This window comes from Streptomyces sp. NPDC057287 (assembly GCF_042667905.1).
GTDB lineage: Bacteria > Actinomycetota > Actinomycetes > Streptomycetales > Streptomycetaceae > Streptomyces.
The window spans coordinates 152,604-170,863 of sequence record NZ_JBHUYV010000005.1 but is presented as its reverse complement, the minus strand read 5'-3'; the positions used below and the strand labels follow the sequence as shown (position 1 = coordinate 170,863).

The 18,260-nt window shown below is 68.0% G+C and carries 19 protein-coding genes and 1 pseudogene; 5 read left to right on the top strand and 15 right to left on the bottom strand.

What is annotated here, in order from left to right; translation table 11 throughout:
• Positions 1–238: 238 nt before the first annotated feature.
• The 7 genes from ACFUNE_RS11625 to ACFUNE_RS11595 form a co-directional block, all read right to left on the bottom strand.
• A complete protein-coding gene (locus ACFUNE_RS11625; RefSeq protein WP_383565254.1) occupies positions 239–565 on the bottom strand; it encodes a hypothetical protein in 327 nt (108 codons plus the stop codon).
• 389 nt (positions 566–954) lie between these two features.
• Positions 955–1,851 carry a sucrase ferredoxin gene (locus tag ACFUNE_RS11620; protein WP_383565252.1) on the bottom strand — a complete coding sequence of 299 codons (897 nt, stop codon included), beginning with the start codon at positions 1,849–1,851 and terminating at the stop codon, positions 955–957.
• Positions 1,848–3,056, bottom strand: a complete 1,209-nt coding sequence (locus ACFUNE_RS11615) for a cupin domain-containing protein (RefSeq protein ID WP_383565250.1) — start codon at positions 3,054–3,056, stop codon at positions 1,848–1,850. Before ACFUNE_RS11615 ends, ACFUNE_RS11620 begins: the two co-directional genes overlap by 4 nt.
• Entirely contained in the window at positions 3,053–3,382 is a 330-nt protein-coding gene (locus ACFUNE_RS11610; protein WP_383565248.1) for a BatC protein, read from the bottom strand. Before ACFUNE_RS11610 ends, ACFUNE_RS11615 begins: the two co-directional genes overlap by 4 nt.
• 484 nt (positions 3,383–3,866) lie before the next feature.
• Positions 3,867–4,220 carry a PRC-barrel domain-containing protein gene (locus ACFUNE_RS11605; RefSeq protein WP_383565246.1) on the bottom strand — a complete coding sequence of 118 codons (354 nt, stop codon included), beginning with the start codon at positions 4,218–4,220 and terminating at the stop codon, positions 3,867–3,869.
• 498 nt (positions 4,221–4,718) lie between these two features.
• Complete coding sequence (locus ACFUNE_RS11600; RefSeq protein ID WP_383565244.1) at positions 4,719–5,435, bottom strand: SAM-dependent methyltransferase; 717 nt, start codon at positions 5,433–5,435, stop codon at positions 4,719–4,721.
• Positions 5,436–5,838: 403 nt separating this feature from the next.
• Complete coding sequence (locus tag ACFUNE_RS11595; RefSeq protein WP_383565242.1) at positions 5,839–6,177, bottom strand: thioredoxin family protein; 339 nt, start codon at positions 6,175–6,177, stop codon at positions 5,839–5,841.
• A gap of 194 nt (positions 6,178–6,371) precedes the next feature.
• On the opposite strand from ACFUNE_RS11595, the gene ACFUNE_RS11590 reads away from it, so the two are divergent.
• Entirely contained in the window at positions 6,372–6,644 is a 273-nt protein-coding gene (locus ACFUNE_RS11590) for a hypothetical protein (RefSeq protein ID WP_383565240.1), read from the top strand.
• On the opposite strand, the gene ACFUNE_RS11585 is transcribed toward ACFUNE_RS11590, so the two are convergent.
• Entirely contained in the window at positions 6,637–7,776 is a 1,140-nt protein-coding gene (locus tag ACFUNE_RS11585; RefSeq protein ID WP_383565238.1) for a PucR family transcriptional regulator, read from the bottom strand. The genes ACFUNE_RS11590 and ACFUNE_RS11585 overlap by 8 nt on opposite strands.
• Before the next feature lie 86 nt (positions 7,777–7,862).
• On the opposite strand from ACFUNE_RS11585, the gene ACFUNE_RS11580 reads away from it, so the two are divergent.
• Both ACFUNE_RS11580 and ACFUNE_RS11575 read left to right on the top strand, forming a co-directional pair.
• The gene (locus tag ACFUNE_RS11580; RefSeq protein ID WP_383565236.1) at positions 7,863–8,921 is read left to right on the top strand and encodes a ferredoxin reductase; all 1,059 of its coding nucleotides are present in this window, start codon (positions 7,863–7,865) and stop codon (positions 8,919–8,921) included.
• 7 nt (positions 8,922–8,928) lie between these two features.
• On the top strand, positions 8,929–10,047 hold the full coding sequence (locus tag ACFUNE_RS11575) for a fatty acid desaturase family protein (protein ID WP_383565234.1): 1,119 nt from the start codon (positions 8,929–8,931) through the stop codon (positions 10,045–10,047).
• A gap of 263 nt (positions 10,048–10,310) precedes the next feature.
• On the opposite strand, the gene ACFUNE_RS11570 is transcribed toward ACFUNE_RS11575, so the two are convergent.
• Positions 10,311–11,144 (bottom strand): SAM-dependent methyltransferase, encoded by an 834-nt coding sequence (locus ACFUNE_RS11570; RefSeq protein ID WP_383565232.1) that lies wholly within the window; start codon positions 11,142–11,144, stop codon positions 10,311–10,313.
• Positions 11,145–11,738: 594 nt separating this feature from the next.
• Here ACFUNE_RS11570 and ACFUNE_RS11565 point away from each other — a divergent pair.
• Positions 11,739–12,518 carry a hypothetical protein gene (locus ACFUNE_RS11565; RefSeq protein WP_383565230.1) on the top strand — a complete coding sequence of 260 codons (780 nt, stop codon included), beginning with the start codon at positions 11,739–11,741 and terminating at the stop codon, positions 12,516–12,518.
• 57 nt (positions 12,519–12,575) lie between these two features.
• Here ACFUNE_RS11565 and ACFUNE_RS11560 read toward each other — a convergent pair.
• The 3 genes and pseudogenes from ACFUNE_RS11560 to ACFUNE_RS11550 form a co-directional block, all read right to left on the bottom strand.
• Positions 12,576–12,808 (bottom strand): annotated as a pseudogene (locus ACFUNE_RS11560) (hypothetical protein); the annotation flags it as partial.
• A 4-nt stretch (positions 12,809–12,812) separates the two neighbouring features.
• On the bottom strand, positions 12,813–13,202 hold the full coding sequence (locus ACFUNE_RS11555; RefSeq protein ID WP_383565228.1) for a hypothetical protein: 390 nt from the start codon (positions 13,200–13,202) through the stop codon (positions 12,813–12,815).
• Between the two features lie 219 nt (positions 13,203–13,421).
• On the bottom strand, positions 13,422–13,835 hold the full coding sequence (locus tag ACFUNE_RS11550; protein WP_383565226.1) for a winged helix-turn-helix transcriptional regulator: 414 nt from the start codon (positions 13,833–13,835) through the stop codon (positions 13,422–13,424).
• Positions 13,836–13,936: 101 nt separating this feature from the next.
• Here ACFUNE_RS11550 and ACFUNE_RS11545 point away from each other — a divergent pair, with 101 nt between their 5' ends.
• Positions 13,937–14,788: an alpha/beta fold hydrolase gene (locus tag ACFUNE_RS11545; RefSeq protein WP_383565224.1), complete on the top strand. Its 852-nt coding sequence runs from the start codon at positions 13,937–13,939 to the stop codon at positions 14,786–14,788.
• 308 nt (positions 14,789–15,096) lie between these two features.
• On the opposite strand, the gene ACFUNE_RS11540 is transcribed toward ACFUNE_RS11545, so the two are convergent.
• The 3 genes from ACFUNE_RS11540 to ACFUNE_RS11530 form a co-directional block, all read right to left on the bottom strand.
• Complete coding sequence (locus ACFUNE_RS11540; RefSeq protein ID WP_383565222.1) at positions 15,097–15,897, bottom strand: hypothetical protein; 801 nt, start codon at positions 15,895–15,897, stop codon at positions 15,097–15,099.
• A 529-nt stretch (positions 15,898–16,426) separates the two neighbouring features.
• The gene (locus tag ACFUNE_RS11535; RefSeq protein WP_383565220.1) at positions 16,427–17,650 is read right to left on the bottom strand and encodes an NAD(P)/FAD-dependent oxidoreductase; all 1,224 of its coding nucleotides are present in this window, start codon (positions 17,648–17,650) and stop codon (positions 16,427–16,429) included.
• A gap of 57 nt (positions 17,651–17,707) precedes the next feature.
• Entirely contained in the window at positions 17,708–18,190 is a 483-nt protein-coding gene (locus ACFUNE_RS11530) for an RrF2 family transcriptional regulator (protein ID WP_383565218.1), read from the bottom strand.
• Between the last annotated feature and the right edge of the window lie 70 nt (positions 18,191–18,260).

Here is an 18,260-nt window from a genome sequence, read left to right as displayed (position 1 = left end):
TGGCGTCCGGCGGCCTCGTGTACGACACCGACCGCTCACCATGCGGGGCACGCCGGTGTCGTGGTCGGCCCAGAACCCGAGATGCGGGCCCGCGAACGTTCACACCAGCCGAGTTGCAGGAACTCGGTTCGGCCGGTCGAGGCCGAGTCGGAGGCACGGCGACGGCGCTCCGCGAGTCCCGTCCTCCGACAGCTGCGGCGGCGGCGCGTACTTGTCCGCGCGCCGAGGGCCGGCGGTCTCACACCGCCCGGGGTGGTTCAGCTCCGGGCAAACCGAGAAGACCACGTGCCACGGCCTCCACGGACTGGTCGCGCTCCCTGGCCAGCGCCAACACCGCTCGGCACGCGAGCTCGTTGATCCCGAACGCCAAGGCATCGGGCGCGACCCAGCCCGCAGCCTCGTCGAGGCGGTCCGCGTCGTCCTGGGCGCTCGCGGTCACATAGGTCGCGGCGGCTTCGAAGACGTTGTGCCGCGGCTGGGCAGGGTCCCGTGGCGGAACAGGGACAGGCGGATGGGCGGTGAAGACCTTGCGGAGAGGGGCGAGTGCACGACGAACGGCGATCATGTGAAGCCGCCTTCCTTCAGACGATACGGTCGGCTTCCCGAACTGTTCACATATCAAGTCTTCCATATGGCAACGTAGTTCGAACACGATCCGTCCGAGAAGCGCAACCAGTGTGGTGGCCAGGCTGCGAGTGCGGTCTCGTACTCGGCGGTGCGGAGGCAGACGAGCCTTCTGTGCGCCAGGTGGTAGTTGTGCCGGCCCTTGGGGAAGTCGCAGATCGCGGTGCGGGCCGGCATGCAGAACTCGGCGGCGTATGTCCGAGGCCGGACGAGGCGGACGTCAGGGCCACTGAGCAACCCGAGTCGCCCACCGGTCGGCCGGGGATGTGTATGTGGGCCTGTGCGGCCACCGTCCACTCCCTCGTGGCACTCCCCGGTCACATGACTGCGTCAGCCGTCACGCACGGACACCACTTCGTAGATGAGGGCGGAACCATCCTCCGGCCCTCGACAGGTCAGCCGACGCGGCGGCGTGCGCCGGGCCCGGACCTCGACGTCGAGCACTCTTCCGTGCGGCGCCCCTCCGCTGACCCGGATGTGCCATCCGTCTTCACCGCGAACCGTGCCGACGATCGCGTAGTCGTTTCGGCCTGCCGGACCGAAGCGCCCGAGCACCGCCGCCAACGCTGCCTGCTGCGGCGGGTACAGGGTCGTGAAGCCCCGAAGGTGATCGGCACGGATGCGGTCGGCCAAGTGCTCCTCCACCACGGTGATCGACGAGGCGGCGTCGAGCCCCCCGTAGTAGACGCCATCGGGTACGACGATGACGTTGGCGGCGAACCTGTCCCCGCCCACGTGCGTACATTCCCACACCAGATCGGGCCAGCGCTCACTGAGGACCCGGCCCACCGGCCGCCCACGCACGGCACAACAGGCGTCGTGCACACCATGGGCGCAGACGAGGATGACGGGCGGTCTGCCACGCTCCCCGGGGGATTGCAGAGCGGTCAGGATCTGGGCCAGATCCTGGTCCAGTCGCCAGCTGCCCCACTGCTGCCGCAGGGCACCGAAGCCGTCGTGGCGCAGCACCGCCCAGCGGTCGCTCCCGTCGGGGCGACGGCGTCCGGGGCGCCTGACCAGGAGCACCCGAGCCCGGCTCGCCCGGGCCGCCGAGAACACCAGCTCCTTGATCTCCGGGTCGAGGTCGAGGCCGTCGAAACCGTTGGCCGGCCAGCTGCGCCTGTATTCGATGAGCACCCAGACACAGCCGTACGGAGCTGTGCCCGTGAACGCGTCGCCCCGTGCGCGGGCGGCATCGGCGCAGAAGAACCGCGCCCCTGAGGTCATCGGTTCCCGGGCAGCAGCACGCCGGCCCGCAGCAGCCGCCCGGCGAGGACGAGCCCGAGATCGCCGGCCGTGCGGATGTGCCCATCGAGCAGCCGAGTCACTGACGCGAGGTCGGCTGCCGACAAGTCGAGGTAACCCACCCGGGTGAACAGTCGCCTTCCTGTCAGCCGGGCCTCCAGCGCCTCCCGCAGTCGGACCGGTGACGTCGGACGCAGGCCGTTGACCGCGGAGAGCTGGGCCAGTGGTCCCAGCGGTGCCGGGCGGCACTGGGCCCGCCGGGTGCGCTCGAACAACGGAGCGGGGTCGGCCTCCGCCACAGCGGCCAGCAGGCGCTCACGGACCAGTTCCCACTCGCCCTCCGGACCGTTGCCCCCCAGGGGCAGGGAGCGCCGCATCGGAGCATCCTCACGCAGCGCCGCCAGGGCAGCCCGGGTCAGCTCCTCGGCCAGGGCGTAGCGGGTCGTGGTGTGGACGCCCAGGGTCAGATGGATCGAGACCTGTCCCTGCGCCCGCGCGGCGTGCAGCCAGCCGCGCGGAAGGTAGAGGACATCTCCGGGGTGGAGCACGGTGTCCAGGTGGGGCCTGTCGTGTGTGGCCCTGTCTGCGACGGCCGATCGGTGATCGGTCCATGGTTGATCGCGCAACGGGTCCGGCAGCACGGGCTCATGGACGATCCAACGCTTCGTCCCCTCGATCTGGAGGACGAAGACGTCGTGCACGTCGTAGTGCGCGTCGAATCCGCGGTTCTGCGGAGGGGTCACATAGGCGTTGGCCTGTACGGGGTGGCCCAGCTCCGTGCTCAGATCGGATACGAGGTCCGCGACTGGCTCCCAGGTGCGGTGAAGTGCCTGCAGCACGAGTGTGGCTCCGTCGGCGAAGGCGCGCCACAGAGCGGTGTCATCGACCTGGTCGGCGATGGTGGCGCCGACTCCCGCGGGCGCGGTGAACGACGACGCGGGAAGTGTGGTGCCGTCCTTGGCCACCCGCAGGAAGGGCGTACGCAGTCCCCGGCGGGAGATCAATTCGTCCACGGCGGACGGAGAGAACACGTCGGAGAAGTCATCCGCACCCCGAGTGAGGGCGGCGGTCTGCGCCCAGACATCACGGGCGAACTCCTCCCGGCTCAGTCCGGTCAGACGAGATTCCAGGACGCCGACGCCCGGCTGGGCGCCGGCGTCCTGGATCCGGGTCCGGACCACGCTCAAGAGCCGCTGCCGGCCTTGTCGGCGCCGCCATCGGCGCCGCCGTCGTGGACGCCGGGCGTTCCCGCTGCTCCGCCGTCCGCGGGTCCTTCGGCGCCGCCGTCTGCGCCGCCGTCGGCGCCGCCGTCTGCGCCGCCGTCGGCTCCGCCGTCTGCGCCGCCGTCGGCTCCGCCGTCGTGGGTGCCGGGGGTGCCGTCCGCTCCACCGTCCGCGGGTCCTTCGGCTCCGCCGTCTGCGCCGCCGTCGGCTCCGCCGTCGTTGACCCCGGGCGTGCCCGCCGCTCCGCCGTCCGCGGGTCCTTCGTTCGCGTCGCGCTCGGGGTAGGCCATCGTTCCTCCTGGGGTCGCGTGCAACGGAAGACTTCCGGTATGCGGAAGACTAGTCACGGGAGAGGTTGAATTGGGCTGACATGATCCGTATTCACCGTATCCCCGGACTCGGGAAACCTCGATTCGAGCACGCGCGAGTTCTCTCAGGCACCAGAACGGTCGAGGTGACGGCGGCTCCGCGACGCATCAGCCGAGGGCGTGGCAGCCGGTCAGGGTAGTACCCGGCCCGCGGCTCCAGTCGACTGCGCCCAGAAAGGGATCGACTTCGGCCGGCCCAAGGACGGAAGGACCGGACAGGAACACCCTGCCCGCCAGGCCCTCCACGCCTCCTGCTGGGCCTCGGTGTGCCAATCGTGCACGTCGGCCCTGGACGGATTGGCGGGCCTTGCCGCACTGGGCGGAATTCTGCTCTTGACCTGTAAAACGCGGGCGGGGCGGGACGCATAGTGCGTCCCGCCCCGCCCGCGGTCCATACGGAGCCGCGTCAGACGCGGCGGTGGCGGCCGTAGTACTCGCCGGTCGTGTGATGGAAGTCCGTGTCGCCGATGTGCTTGTCCTTGTCGAACTCCGGGGAGTCCTTGATCTGGTCCTTCGTGCGGTCGACGTAGACCTTCCTGTCGTCGGTGTCGATCCGGCTCACCGTCCCCGCCGGAAGGAGAACGTGCTTGCCGAAGATCCATACGCCGGTGTCGACCACCAGATACGAGGAGGTGACGTCGTCGGAGTGCTTGTCGACCTTGCCGATGCTGCCGTCCGTCGCCTCGACCTTGTAGCCGATGAGGTCGGTTCCGGCGGTGTGACCGACGCTCGGCTGGTAGCCCCACAGGTTCTCGCTCATGAAAAGCTCCTTCGTTCACATGAAAAAGGAATGACGTATTTAAGGCGGCTCAAGACGGGCGCCGAGACCAGTCGCAATGTCGTCCCGGCGAGTTTCCCTTTCCCTCATCAACCGCTGTCAGCCTGGTGCCCCCCACCGGCAGGCGTATGTCCACGAAATCAAGGGTTTTTTGAACCGGTTAAAGGGAACTCGGGCAGCCTGCGCGGTGTCCGATTTCCGGCTGTGCCGATAGGTAGTTCCGCCTGGCAACTCCTCCGGACGGGAGGTCCAACAGTGCCTCGAAGGCGGGGGTGAGCAACCTTCTGCGCAACTGGGCTCGGCAGTCACGGGAGCGTCGACTCCGCGTCAGCGTGCTCAGCCCGGACCCACGCTGCCCCTACCCTGCTGGGTGCTACTGGGCCTTCCACGTGAAGCAGGCGTGTGGGGGAGCGGAGCCATGGGGCGGTGCGACAGGTGCCGGGCACGGTCTCACGGCGCGGGAGCCGCTGGACGTGGCGATCACGTGCCGAGGGCGGACGCCGGTTGATGGGGCAAGCGACGGGCGCGGATGAGTTGCTGGATGACCAGGGCAGTGTCGTCCGGGTGGTGCAGCAGATCGATGCCCTCGACACGGAAGCCGTACTCGGTGAGCAGGTCCGTCCACAACTGTGGTGCCAGGACCCACATCCAGGTCGACAGCGGAGGATCGTCGCGAAGGAGGATCGTCTGCTCGCGCGGCACCGGCTGAGTGGACGGGCCGCGGCCGTCGAGGTCGGTGTGCAGGAGCGAGAGGATCAGAGGCGCGCCTGGACGCAGCCCGTCGCGCAGCGCCGGCAGCGCGCGGTCCGGGCCGATGAAAGCCAGGGTGCCGATGGCGTAAGCAGCGTCGAACGGCTCGGCGTCGGCGAGGAACGCGACCACGTCCGCGAGTTTGAACTCCACCCCGGAGACGTCTGCGTGAGCGGTGACAGCGCGTTCGTGCTGGGTCGCCGACAGCTCGATGCCAGTGAGGCGAGCCCCGTGCTCTCTCGCGAGATGGACGGCGTGGTGGCCGGCCCCGGAGCCGATGTCCAGTACGCGGCGGCCGGTGATGTCACCGAGGACTTCGGCCCCTGGTCCGACTCCGTCCCAGGGTGTCCAGGACATCTCGGTGGGAACGGGTGGCGTGTAGGCGCGGTCCAGTTGTCGCCGGCCGTAGACGTTCCAGGCTTTGGTGTTGATCTCCTCGAATGGCACGGTGTCTCCTCGGTGGGCGCCCAACGCGAAACCATCCCACTTCCCGGAGCGATGCCGGTGTAGGCATGCTCATCGACCCAGAGTTGTCGCCAGGGTTCTGTCCTGTCCGCTGCCCATCGCGAGCTCGGTGCTTCTGCCCCGGCCAAGCCGCCTGCATGGGGCGGTGTTGGACTGCCAGGGGGCGTTCTCCGTCGAGGCCGACACCGTGGTGCTGCGCTCAGCCGGGGAATCCGACATGGCCGACCTTCCCCGGGTCGCGGCCGCAGTTCGGCGGCTGCCGGACGCGACCGCGATCAACTGCGTTATGTGAGCTGTGCAGTGTCCCAGCCCCAAGGGCCACAGGCGGCGCAGCTCCCGTAGTCGAGATGTGACGGGCGTCGCGGGCATGTGCCGCAGGGCGCGCTCAGAGGTGGCCGTCCAGGAACCTGCGTACCTCGGTGATGGTCATAGGCCCCGTGCCGTGCGCCACCACCTCTCGCTCCTTCAGCAGGATGTAGGACGGGGCTCCGGTGATCGCGTATCGCTCGGTTGCGGCCGGGCAACGCGTGATGTCGGCGCGTACGACCGTCAGGCGGCCGGCGCAGTCGTCGGCGATGTCACCTACGACCAGGTCCATCACCCGGCAGGGCTCGATTGCCTTGGGCCATGTCCCGGTGAAGTACGCGAGGACCGGAACTACGCTCATCCCGAGGATGAAATCGAACTCCGCGTCCTCACGGGGTCGGTGAACCCGCTTAGCCACAAAATCTCCTTACCTCACGTCTCGTCATTCCATCCCCCCATCATCCCTCGGGTTCCGTGCCGTGCCGTGCCGGCCCGGTCCGCCTGGCCCCCGCCCCTGCGCCCCGGCCGTCCCGCTGCAGCCCCCACGTGTCCGTAGGCCTGCTCTTGCCTGGACGGAACCCGCAAGACGCTAGGAAAGCCGTTTTTCAGGACATGGCGGACCAGATCGCCGACCGGATGCTCGATGAGCACGCCACCGGGCACCGCATTTCAGCCGAGCCGTATCCGCCACCGAGCTTCTCGGAGACAGCGCCCCCGACGGGCTTCCCGAAAGCTTCTCCGGTCTTCGCATCGACCTCCGGTCTCCAGCTGCAGATGCCGCTCTTCCCGGGGCCGCGTGCGCCGCCTGACGGCGCCGAGAACGAGGCACGATTTCTGGACCGCTCGCGGACGCGGTCGTGGGCGGTCGATGTGCGCCTCAGCTGACCCTGGGGCCGACCGCCAGCGTGAGTTCAAGGGCCCGCTGTGGAGATGCGAGATCCGGGAACAGCTCCCGCAGCTGCGACATCCGGTACCGGACTGTCTGAGGATGGACGAACAAGGCCGCCGCCACCTCGTCCCGCCTGCCCTGGTGCAGCAGCCACGCCCGCAACGTCTCCTCCAGCCGCCGTGCGGTCGCGGCAGGCAAGGTCTGCAACGGTGCGAGGGCTCGGGCACGCAGGTCTGCGAACGCGTCCACGTCGGCGCTCAGCACCAGCTCGGGCAGGTAGTCCTCGGTGTCGCGAATATCAGAGGAGAGGGAGCGGGCGCGTATGGCCCGTGCGTACGAGGCGGACGCACGAGTCCATGGCCGGGCCGGGCCGACCACGGCGGCGCGGCCGGACAGTCGCCGCAAGAGGTGCGACCGGTCGGCATCGGGGACGAGCAGTACACCGGTGGCGTCCGGCAGATCGTCGAGGACGAGGGTGCTCGGGTCGAGCGCGCGGTAGGTCGGCCGGGCCTGCGCGGCGGGCAGCAGGACCGCGGTCAGTGAAACCGGAGGCTGCCACCTGGCCCGTTGCACAGAGGCCAGCAGCACGTCCTGGCTCGCGCCGGCGAGAAGGTCGCGGGCCAGGTGTTCCAGGTGGCGTTCGTGGGCCCTGCCCCGGGCTGCCAGCTCGTCGGCGTGGCCGGCGGCGCTGGCAGCGGAGAGCTCGTCGATGTAGGCGAAGGTCAGCTCAGCGAACTTGGCGACCTCGGCGGCGGGTAGACCTGCGGGTACGGCACCCGCTGCCAGGCATCGCCATGCCACGCGTGCGCCGACACGGTAGGCGCTGAGCAGGGCGTCCATCGAGCGGCCGTCGCGCACCTCGCCGCGGCCCAGCTCATAGGCTGCGTCACCGGCGTCGCCGCCTGTGGCGTTCCCGCTCGCGAGGTCCAGGTAGTGCCCCAGAGCGGTGCGGACGGCTCGGCGGATGGTGCCGCCCATGCGGCCCGAAAGGGCGTTGGCGTAGGGAGGGACCTCGTCGATGATCGCCTGGACGACCTCGTCGGCGGTGGTCTTCAGCGCGGTCCGAAGTGCTGTGACCGTCGTCTCATCGAGGGCCAGTTCGCTGGCCCTCCGGGTTGCATGGCTCATGTTTTGTTCCCTGCGAACAATTCAGCTGACCAGATTTACGTTCTGCGGTCAGGACTTTACGCCCTGAGGCACAGCAAGCTGGAGCCATGACGAGTGCAGCCCTCCGCAGCAGGGCGTGGAAACTGCTGGAGATGGTCACGACGCCGCTGCTGCCGTCCGACTACCTCGACCTGGTCAGCCCGCTGCGTGCGGGCGCCGACCTGCGTGGGCGCATCGAGGCCGTGCGCCCCGAGACGAGTGACGCCGCGACTGTCGTGATCAGGCCGGGACGGGGCTGGCGCGGCCACACAGCCGGTCAGTACGTGCGGATCGGGGTCGACGTCGACGGGGTGCGCCTGTGGCGTGCCTACTCGGTCACCTCGCCGACAAACCGCCAGGACGGCCGCCTCACGATCACCGTGAAGGCGATCCCGGACGGCAAGGTCAGCAACCACCTGGTCCGCAGGGCGAAGCCGGGCACGCTGATCCGGCTCGACCAGGCGACCGGTGACTTCGTGCTGCCGGAGGCCAAACCCGCCAAGGTGCTCTACCTGACGGCCGGCAGCGGCATCACGCCCGTGATGGGCATGCTGCGCGACACCGAGTTCGACGACGTCGTCATGGTTCACTCCGCGCCGCAGCCGCAGGACGTGATCTTCCGCAACGATCTGCACGCCCTGGTCGCGGACAGGAAGCTGCGGCTCACCGAGCTGCACACCGACACCGACGGCGTGCTCGACATCGGCCGTCTCGACGAACTCGTGCCCGACTGGGCCGAGCGCGAGACCTGGGCCTGCGGACCCGCGGGCCTGCTCGACGCCGCCGAAGAGCACTGGACCGAGCACGGCGTCCAAGAGCGCCTGCACACCGAACGCTTCCGCCCCAGCATCGTCGTTGCCGGCGACGGCGGCGGCGAGGTCACGTTCAGCACCACCGGCAGGACTGTCGACGCGGACGGCGCCACGCCGTTGCTGGACATCGGCGAAGGGGCCGGTGTGCTCATGCCCTCCGGGTGCCGTATGGGCATCTGCTTCGGCTGCGTCACGCCGCTCAAGGCGGGCGCCGTCCGCGATCTGCGCACCGGCGAGATCACCGAGGCCGAGCCGGGCGTCCTCATCCAGACCTGCGTGTCCGCCGCGGCGGGCCCTTGCGACATCGAACGGTAGGAGCACCTTGACCGCCATCGACCCCACCGCCCACCTGACTGCGGAGCAGATCGAGGAGCTCGGCCGCGAGCTGGACGCGATCCGCGACGAGGTGATCGCCGTCCGCGGCGAGAAGGACGCCGCCTACATCCGTAAGATCATCTCGGTGCAGCGCAAGCTCGAGCTGGTCAGCAGGGGCGTGCTGCTGTTCTCGATCTTCCCGCCCGCGTGGCTGATCGGCACCGCCGGTCTCTCTGTCGCGAAGATCATGGACAACATGGAGATCGGCCACAACATCCTGCACGGCCAGTGGGACTGGATGCGGGACCCGAAGATTCACTCCACCACCTGGGAGTGGGATCACGTCTCGCCGTCCGAGCAGTGGAAGCACTCGCACAACGAACTGCACCACACGTACACCAACGTGATCGGCAAGGACAACGACCTCGGCTACGGCATCATGCGTGTCGACGAGGACCAGAGGTGGCACCCGTTCCACCTCGGCCAGCCGCTGTGGAACTTCATCAACGCCTGCTTCTTCGAGTACGGCATCGCAGCGTACGACCTGGAGCTCGGCAAGAACCTGAACAAGCGCCGCCGTAAGAACCCGGAGTTCCGGGCGCGGGCCAGGGCCGTGGGCCGCAAGATCCGCAAGCAGGTACTCAAGGACTACGTGATTCACCCGCTGCTGTCGGGCCCGTCGTTCCTCACCACGCTCGCTGCCACGTTCACCGCGAACCTGGTTCGCAACATCTGGACCCACTCGGTGATCATGTGCGGGCACTTCCCCGAGGGCGTACAGGTCTTCGAGCGCCGGTCGATCAAGGGCGAGACGCGCGGTCAGTGGTACCTGCGCCAGATGATGGGCTCGGCGAACATCAGCGGCAGCAGGGCCATGCACTTCATGACCGGCAACCTGTCGTACCAGATCGAGCACCACCTGTTCCCGGACCTGCCGAGCAACCGGTACGCCGAGGTCGCGGTGAAGGTCCGCGCGCTGTTCGAGAAGTACGAGCTGGAGTACGTCACCGGGCCGCTGCCCAAGCAGGTGTTCTCCGCGTGGCACAAGGTCTTCCGGCTCTCGCTGCCGAACAAGAAGCCCAAGGTCAAGACGCCAGACCGCGAGCAGGAGCTCGTCGCGGCCTGAACTCACCTCGCAGCCCATCCCAGGCGTCATCCGGGAAGCAGCGGTCCTCCGCCAGGGGGACGGGAGCCGAAGTGGTCTCGGACCCCGAAGAGGCAGGCCAGGCCGTCGTCAGCGGTGCCCCTGGTGAGGAGGAGATCGATGTCCCGGCGACGGGTTCTGCGCGGGTCACACATTGCATTCATCGGTGCCCCGGCCGCGCGGGCACCGAGGATCTCCCGTGCTTGGGGGCGAGCTGGCTGACTCCGCGCCCCATGGTGCACCACCTACGGCTTGCGGGCGACGCCACCAGCGATGCAGCGCTGGGCTACGCTGAGCGGCTTGAGCTGCGGGTCTTCCGGCCGCCAGTCGACGCACCGAACCAGGCCTGGCGCGATCAGCTCCAAGCCGTTGAACAAATCGTTGAGTTCAGCCGTGGTGGAGAAGGTGCCGCTGCCCATCATGCTGCGCAGGAACACGTCCTCCATCTTTCGGGCCGTCGTGCTGTACTCGTCCTCCGGGTCCAGGAAGTGGCTGATCGCCACATACGATCCCGAGGGCAGAGCGTCGATGTAGGAGCGCATGATGTCCTGCCGAGTGCGGACGTGCTCGCCGTTGTAGTGGTGCAGGGTGCCCATGTGCAGCAGTGCGATCGGCGCGTCCCAGTCCAGCCGAGACCGCACGACTTCGTTCCGCAGCAATGTCTCGGGTTCGAAGATGTCCTCGGAGACGATGACAGCACTCTCGGCCTGCTCCAGCAACGCTCGGCTGTGGGCCAGCACCAGCGGGTCGTTGTCCACGTAGACGACCCGCGAGTCCGGGTTGATGCGTTGGACCACGGTGTGGGTGTTCTCCGCGGTCGGAAGGCCGGATCCGCAGTCCAGGAACTGAGTGACCCCCGCATGCTCTGCCAGGTACCGGCAGGCGCGGATCAGGAAGCGACGGTTCTCGACTGCCAGATCCGCAGCCTCGGGAGCGGTCTTCAGTACGGAACGGACAACTCCGCGGTCCACCTCGTAGTTGTCAGAACCACTGAGGAAGGCGTCGTACACATTGGCGATGCTGGGCTTCGTCGCGTCGACATACGGGGGAACAGGCCTGTCTGACGTCGCACTGGACATAGCGCCTCACAAGGGTCTCTGCGAATGAGATGGGCACCAGCACCGTGCAGCACGGCAGCTTCGCCAACAGCACAGAGACCGGTCAGTCAACGGACCCTATTCCTGCGGAGCCCTCAATGTTGCGGTTGCCTGCATCGAGTGGCAGGTGCCACCCGTTCGTGCTACCTGGCGAACGAGCGTCAACACAGGTCTACGCACGGAAGTGCGGGCATCAGTGCGGGCATCACGCAGGCTACGGGGAACGCTCGAGACGTTCGCCGGAGAGCCGCCCGCGCTATCGGCGGACACCGAAAGATCATCACGGTGAGACGATCCAAGTACCGGCCGCGGCGGATCCGGCTCAACCGGCCAACCGGCGCGCTCAATCACAACCCGTGCGACCGGGACGTGACTGAGCGGGACAGTTGGTTTGTGAGCCCGACAGTTGGCCACTCGACCCAGGGCGGCGTCGTGGTGATCAAATCGGTTCCGTACCGCGTACAACCGTGTACGACTCTCCCCTGTCCCACAGTCAGCAGCTGAGGATGCCTTTGAGGCGGTGCGCCGCCCGGTCCGGGCTGCATGGAAAGAGCGGGCTCGACGGAGAGGGCGAATATGGGGAAGATGATGTGGCGCGCCGTGGTGGCCGGTGGAGCGGCGGTCGTGTTCACAGGAGTGGCGGCGGTGCCGGCCGGGGCGGCGGAGGGCGGGGTCTCCTTCTCTCGGGTCGTGGTGAACGGCGGGAAGCCGATCGTGGTCGGGGTCCAGGAGGAGGTCGAAGTTCCTGCAGCCTTCCGGATGACGACCAAGCTCAGATATGACTCCGGGCCGACGGTGTTCCCCTACCGGGGGAAGCCCGACTCGGGAGACACGATTCACAGCTCCGTCATCACCAGCGACTGCAAAGTCGTGGACAAGGCGAAGGGAATCTGCGACTTCGAAGAATGGCTGTACATCGACCCGCGGAACCTTGACTTCGGGAACGAGGACGCCGGTACGTGGAACACCGCTGCTCGGGTCTTTCTCGCCGGTGACGCACACGACACCGACGACAAGGGTCTTCCCTTGCAGTTCAAGCGTGCTACACGCCTCACCGCCAACGCCTCGCCGGAGCCGGTCGCAGCAGGGAAGACGATCACTGTGACCGGGCGGGTCACACGGGCGAACTGGGACACGCACACGTACCAGGGGTACGCGGGTCGCACAGTGAGCCTGCAGTTCAAGGCGGGGGGCGCCTCCGCGTACACGACGGTCAAGAAGTCGACGTCGAGCAGCACGGGGGCGCTCAGGACCACGGTGAAGGCCACCGGGCCGGGGACGTGGCGGTGGACGTACTACGGAAACTCCACCTCCGGGGCAAAGTCGTCGACCGGAGACTACGTCGCCGTGCGGTAGGCGGCGTGCCCGGACGACCTCCCTTCGCCATTCGAGCTGTGGCCGACCCTGCAGGAGTCAGGACCCCTGTGCACAAGCAAGGTCCGACCCGCGGATGAGGGACGCCAGGGCGAATCCGGCGCGGTAGCGGTCGCCACTCTGTCGAAGCGTGTGGCGACCGCGCGGAACTGCCTGAAGCGGGCGGAGCATCGCTCGACCACGTTCCGGTCGCGGTAGGTTTCTGTCGAAGAATGGGTGGCCGGCCGCCGAGGCGTCGGCGGCCGGCCACCCTGGTTGCCGAGGCGGCAGCGGGGGTCAAGCGTCAGGGTCGACTTCGGCGTGAGTGAACCGCACGGGCTTGCCAAGCGATCGGGCGTAGGCGATTTCGGCTCGCGTGCTGTCTCCGATGTAGTCGCCGACTACGAGCACCTCATCAGCGAGCCGGATCTTCGCCCGGTGCAGTTCGTCGAGTCGGACCTTCAGCGCCTTGGCTTCGGCAGGATCGGACCAGAGTTCGTGCGGCGACTTCAAGTCACAGCCCGGTTTGACGACAATGTTTCCGGCTTTGGTCTCCCACAGCTCGGCCTCGGCCATCGCGGTCATGAAGCGGGTGGAACCGCAGATCGCGACGATATGCGGGATGCTCAACAGCTTCTTCGCGTCGGCGAGCTTCTTCTCGGGGGTGAGCAGCTGCGGGTAGGACACCGGTTTCTCCTGGTGGCTTGGTCCAAGGGGGCCTGCGGCGACGAGAACGAGGGCGTCCAAGATCTCTTTTTGACCGGACGACACCTCCCCGACAGACTCTCATCAGCGACGAGAACTACTTCGGCCGTGTTTCGAACGCGAACTGGCAGTAGGTGATCTCTGGCCGTTCTTGTCGCCTCCATCAACGAGTCGCTGTACTAAGCATGTTCGATCCACGCCCTAGCCGGGGGCTGACTCGTCGGCGAACTGGTTGCTGCGGTCGATCTCCGGCATGTGTGTCTCGGCCCAGACCCGCAGGGCGGAGAGCGGCCCTTCGAGGGACACGCCGAGCTCGGTGAGCCGGTAGTGGACGGCGGGTGGCACGGTGGGTTCCACTCGGCGCGCGACCAGGCCGTCGCGGACGAGGCTCTGCAGGGTGACGGACAGCATCTTCTGTGAGATGCCGGAGATACGGCGCCGCAGTTCCGCGAAACGGAGCTCGTCCGGCCCCTCCTCGGCCAGCACCTTGACCACCATCGACGTCCACTTGGTGCCGATACGGTCGAGCAACTGGCGGGTCGGGCAGAGCGGATTCAGCAAATCACCCCGCTCACCGGGCCGCCGACCGGGTTCGCCGGGCCTCGATGTGGTCACTCCGGGCTCACCACCTGAAGGGAAAGTGCCGTCTTGGAGGAACCAGGTTAGTTCCTTAGCGTGACGTGGTCACTATTCCTCACCACATCTGGAGCCCTTCCATGCCCGAGCTGCGGCGCGTCCCCGTCAACGGTGTCGAACTGAACGTCGCCCTCGCCGGATCCGGCCCGGCCGTCCTGCTGCTGCACGGTTTCCCGCATACCTGGGAGCTGTGGACGGACGTCATGGCCGGCCTGTCCGGCCGCTACCGCGTCATCGCGCCGGACCTGCGCGGTTTCGGCGCGAGCAGCGGGACCGCCTCCGGGTACGACGCGGGCACCCTGGCGGAGGACGCCGCGGCGCTTCTCACGACGCTCGGCGTGTCCTCGGCTGCGGTGGTGGGCATCGACGCGGGTACCGCACCGGCCTTCCTCCTCGCCATGCGCCGCCCCGGTCTCGTCCGGCGCCTGGTCGTCATGGAGTCCGTTCTGGGCCGGCTGCCCGGCGCCGAGGACTTCCTTGCCGGCGGGCCGCCGTGGTGGTTCGGCTTCCATTCCGCCGCTCCCGGCCTTGCCGAGACCGTACTGGAGGGACACGAGGCCGCCTACGTCGACTGGTTTCTGAGCACTGGCACGCTCGGCGACGGGGTGCGCCCCGCCCTCCGGGACGCCTTCGTCCACGCATACACCGGCCGCCAGGCGTTGAGCCGCGCATTCTCGTACTACCGGGCGCTCCCCGAGAGCGCGGCACAGATCGAGCAGGCGGTCGCCACTGCCCGCCTGACGGTGCCGACGATGACGTTGGGCGCCCGGCCCGTCGGTACGGCACTGGAACGCCAGCTCCGGCCGATCACCGACGATCTCACCGGACACGTCATCGAAGACTGCGGCCACATCATCCCGCTGCACCGGCCGCGCGCCCTCCTCGCGCTGCTGCGTCCGTTCCTTGCTGGTGAGGACGCGAAAGCCGTGTGACCGGGTTCGGGGGCTGACCTTCGATACAGTCCGATAGCTTGATCATTGAGCTCGAGGTCCGAACGGTTCGTCGTACTTGACCAATCGGACTGGTAACCGACGAGGGCTCGGCGGGCTGTACGACGCCCTGGCCGCGGGCTGCGGTGGGCAGTCCGGCGTGCCCTCCGTCGTTGCGGTCATCTCGGGCTCCCTGAGTAAGGCTGGCGGATGCCGACCCTGCCTCAGATTGTGCACCTGGCACCGGTGATGGGTCGGGGTTCGGCGAAGACCGGAGCCGCGCGTGTACGGGCGGGACGGTCCGTCCCGGCTCACCTTCGATCGTGCCGAGAAGACTGGGCGTCACGGGCGCGGCTTGAATCCTGGATGCGTCTCTCGTCAGCGAGCCGCACGAGGACATCCACTTCCGGGACGTCGAGCGCGGGAATCCGCAGCCATGCGAACGGAATTCCGTGCGCGCCGCTGTCGACCTCGTATTCCATGCGGAGCATCGCGCCCAGCTCGTCCTCGTCCTCGTGAAAGATGACGAAGCCGTAGCGGCATGAGGTGATGGTGTTCCAGGGGACCTCCTTGCCGTCATGATGCAGCCCTTCCGCCGTGGCGGTCAGTGGGCCGAACTCCACCTGGCCGCCGGCCGCGAGTGTCGCCTTCGCTCTGGCGAGAAGCAGTTCGGTCACCGGTGCGATGACGCGTTGCATCAACGGCGCGATGACAGAAGGCGGAGAGGACGACAACCGGCCGGTACGGAAGGCGGACTCGGGCGTGGCGACGGGCGGGTCGGCCAGCAGTGAGTTCACGACTGTGCCGTCGGTGAACTCCAGCAGCAGTTCGTGCAGCCACTCCGTGATCATCAAACCGTCGGCCGCTTCGCCGTCCATGTCGTTGGCGTGCCACACATGGGCGACCTCCGACCACCTGTAGGTGCGGCCCTCTTCGCCGTCGGTCAGTGCCACCCCGTCGTCGTGCACGGCGAGCGTCACCGCCCGCCGCCCGCCGGGTCCGTCGATGTGCGCGGGCAGCGTCCCGCGTGCCGACCCCGTCAAGAATTTCGGCGCGCCCGTGACAGGAACGTCCGTCTCTGGAGCGGACTTCCTTCGCCACCAGCCAGCCATGAGCTCTCCCCCTGATTCCGGCGATCAACACCGTTGACCGAGAACGGAGTTGGTGTATTCCCCGGCGATCACACTATCCGTATGACAAGATCCGGGGCCAGAGCATTTCAACGCCCCCCTGTGGAGCCAGTGGGTGACGGCCTTCCAACGGTGGTCCTCGAATTGGACGGAATCGCGGGCGTGTTCCTGCCGGAAGTCAGGTTTAGCCGGCAAAAGTTATAGCGGGGGCGTCCCAACAGCTCCAGATCGGTCGGACCGCGTCCAGCAGGAGCAGGAGCAGGAGCAACCGCCCCGGATGACGGTGGCGCAGTTCGGGAACAGGTGGCAGCAGCGGAGCCACCCACTCCCACGGGTCGTCAGGCACAAGATCGGCACGCATCTCGGTCACCTTGCCGACCAAGATCGACGAACGCAGAACCCGCGGCTCAACTCATTCTCAAACGATCAGTTGGGCCCGCTGCTCGGTGCGACCAATATCGCCGCCTGCACCCTCATCTGCTACCGAGGACTGGCCGAATGCGAGGGCCTGTCAAGCGGAGACGTCCGACGTGGGCCAGGTGGTGCGGTGGTCCGCGCGGTGGAGGATGAGGGCTGCGTCGTCCACCGGGGGGTAGATCCACTCACTGTTGATCTGCTGCTTCATCTTCTTGGCATCCTCTCCCGTCATCTGGACGGCTCGGTCCCAGCCCGCTGTGACCACCGCGCCCGCCGGGCCGAGGTCGAGACAGGTGACATACGGGTCGGGATCGAAGGGGACGAGGTCCAGGCCCAGGAGATCGCCGGCCACGTTGCGGCCCGCGAACTTGCCCAGAGGAACGGCGTGCTGGCAGCTCTGCGTGACCCTGTGTCCAGCCTCGGCCTCGGCGGCCGCGGTGTCGCCGGCCGCCCAGATCCCGGGGGAGCCCTTGACGCGCAGGTACTCGTCGACCACCAGCCGCCCGAGGCGGTCGCGTTCGCCCGGGAGAAGACCGGTGAGGGGGCTGGCGGTCGTGCCGGCGGTCCAGATGACCGTCGCAGAAGGCAGGGTCTCGCCGCTCGACAGGGCGACCGAGTCTTCGGTGACGGCGTCCACCGTGGTCCGCAGGAGTTGCTCGACGCCGAGGTCGTCGAGGACCTGGGTGATGTGCGGGCGCGGGCCCTCGCCGAGTTCCGGACCGACGACCTCGGCGCGCTCGACCATGGCCACCCGGACCTCGTCACGGCGACCGGCGGGGGCCAGCTCCCTCAGCCGTCCCGCCAACTCGGTGGCGATCTCCAGGCCGGTGAAACCGGCGCCCACGACCACGGCGGTGAACTGGCCCTCGAAGGCGGCACGCTCACCCAAGCGCTGAAGATGGTGGTCGAGCCGGGCTGCCGCCGGCAGGGTGTCTATATCGAAAAGCCACTCCGAACCCGGCAGTTGGGGGCGAACGACTTGACTGCCGGTGGCCAGCACCAGGCGGTCGTACGCGAGATCGAGCGTCCGGGTGTCTCGGCCGATGGCGGTGACCTGGCGGGCATCGGCGTCGATACCGGTGACCGTGGCCGCGATCCGGTGAATGCCCACCGGCCCCAGCACACGGTCGAGCGGGACCCGCATGGCCTGCGGGTCCGCCTCGTACAGCCGGGGCCGGATCACCAGGTCGTCCGTGGGGGCGACCAGGGTCACGCGCAGCTCGGATGCGTCGACGCCTTGCTCGCGAGCGGTACGGACGGCTCCCAGCGCACTCCACACACCGGCGAAACCCCCACCAATAACCAGGATATTTTTCATCCAGATTCACCTTCCAGAAATGGAGTACGGCAGGAGCCGTACTCCGAAATGATCGTTTCAGTCGAACCCGAAAGCCCGGCGGACGGTCCGCCCCATGCTTGGGGCGTGCGCGTCCGCGGACGCCCGCACTTCGGCGAGAGTCTGCTCAGCCAGCGCCTGGCGCCAGGCCCTCTCGGCGCGTCCCATAGCTGAGTTCACCGCGCAGGCGGTTGAGAAGTCCCCGCCGGTGCGGGCGCCTACGCTGCCGCACTGCCGGATCTCCGCGCAGCGGAAGAGAGGGGCGTCACCCTCCATGGCGTCGAACACGTCCAGCAGGGTGATCGACTCCTCGGGGCGCGCGAGCAGAAAACCGCCGCGAGCACCCGGCACGGACTTCAGGAGCCCCGCCTTGACCAGCAACTGCAACTGCTTGTTGAGATAGGCGCGCGGCAGATCATGCCCGGTCGCGAGCGTGGCCACCGGCACCGGCTCGCCGTCACCCAGCCAGGCCAGATTCAGCAAGCTGTGCACGGCCCACTCGACACCCTGGCTCATCCGCATACCTGGACATTAAATATCCGGATACCCGGTGTCAATTCGAAGCGGCGGGTCTGCCGGGGCGGTCGCGCAC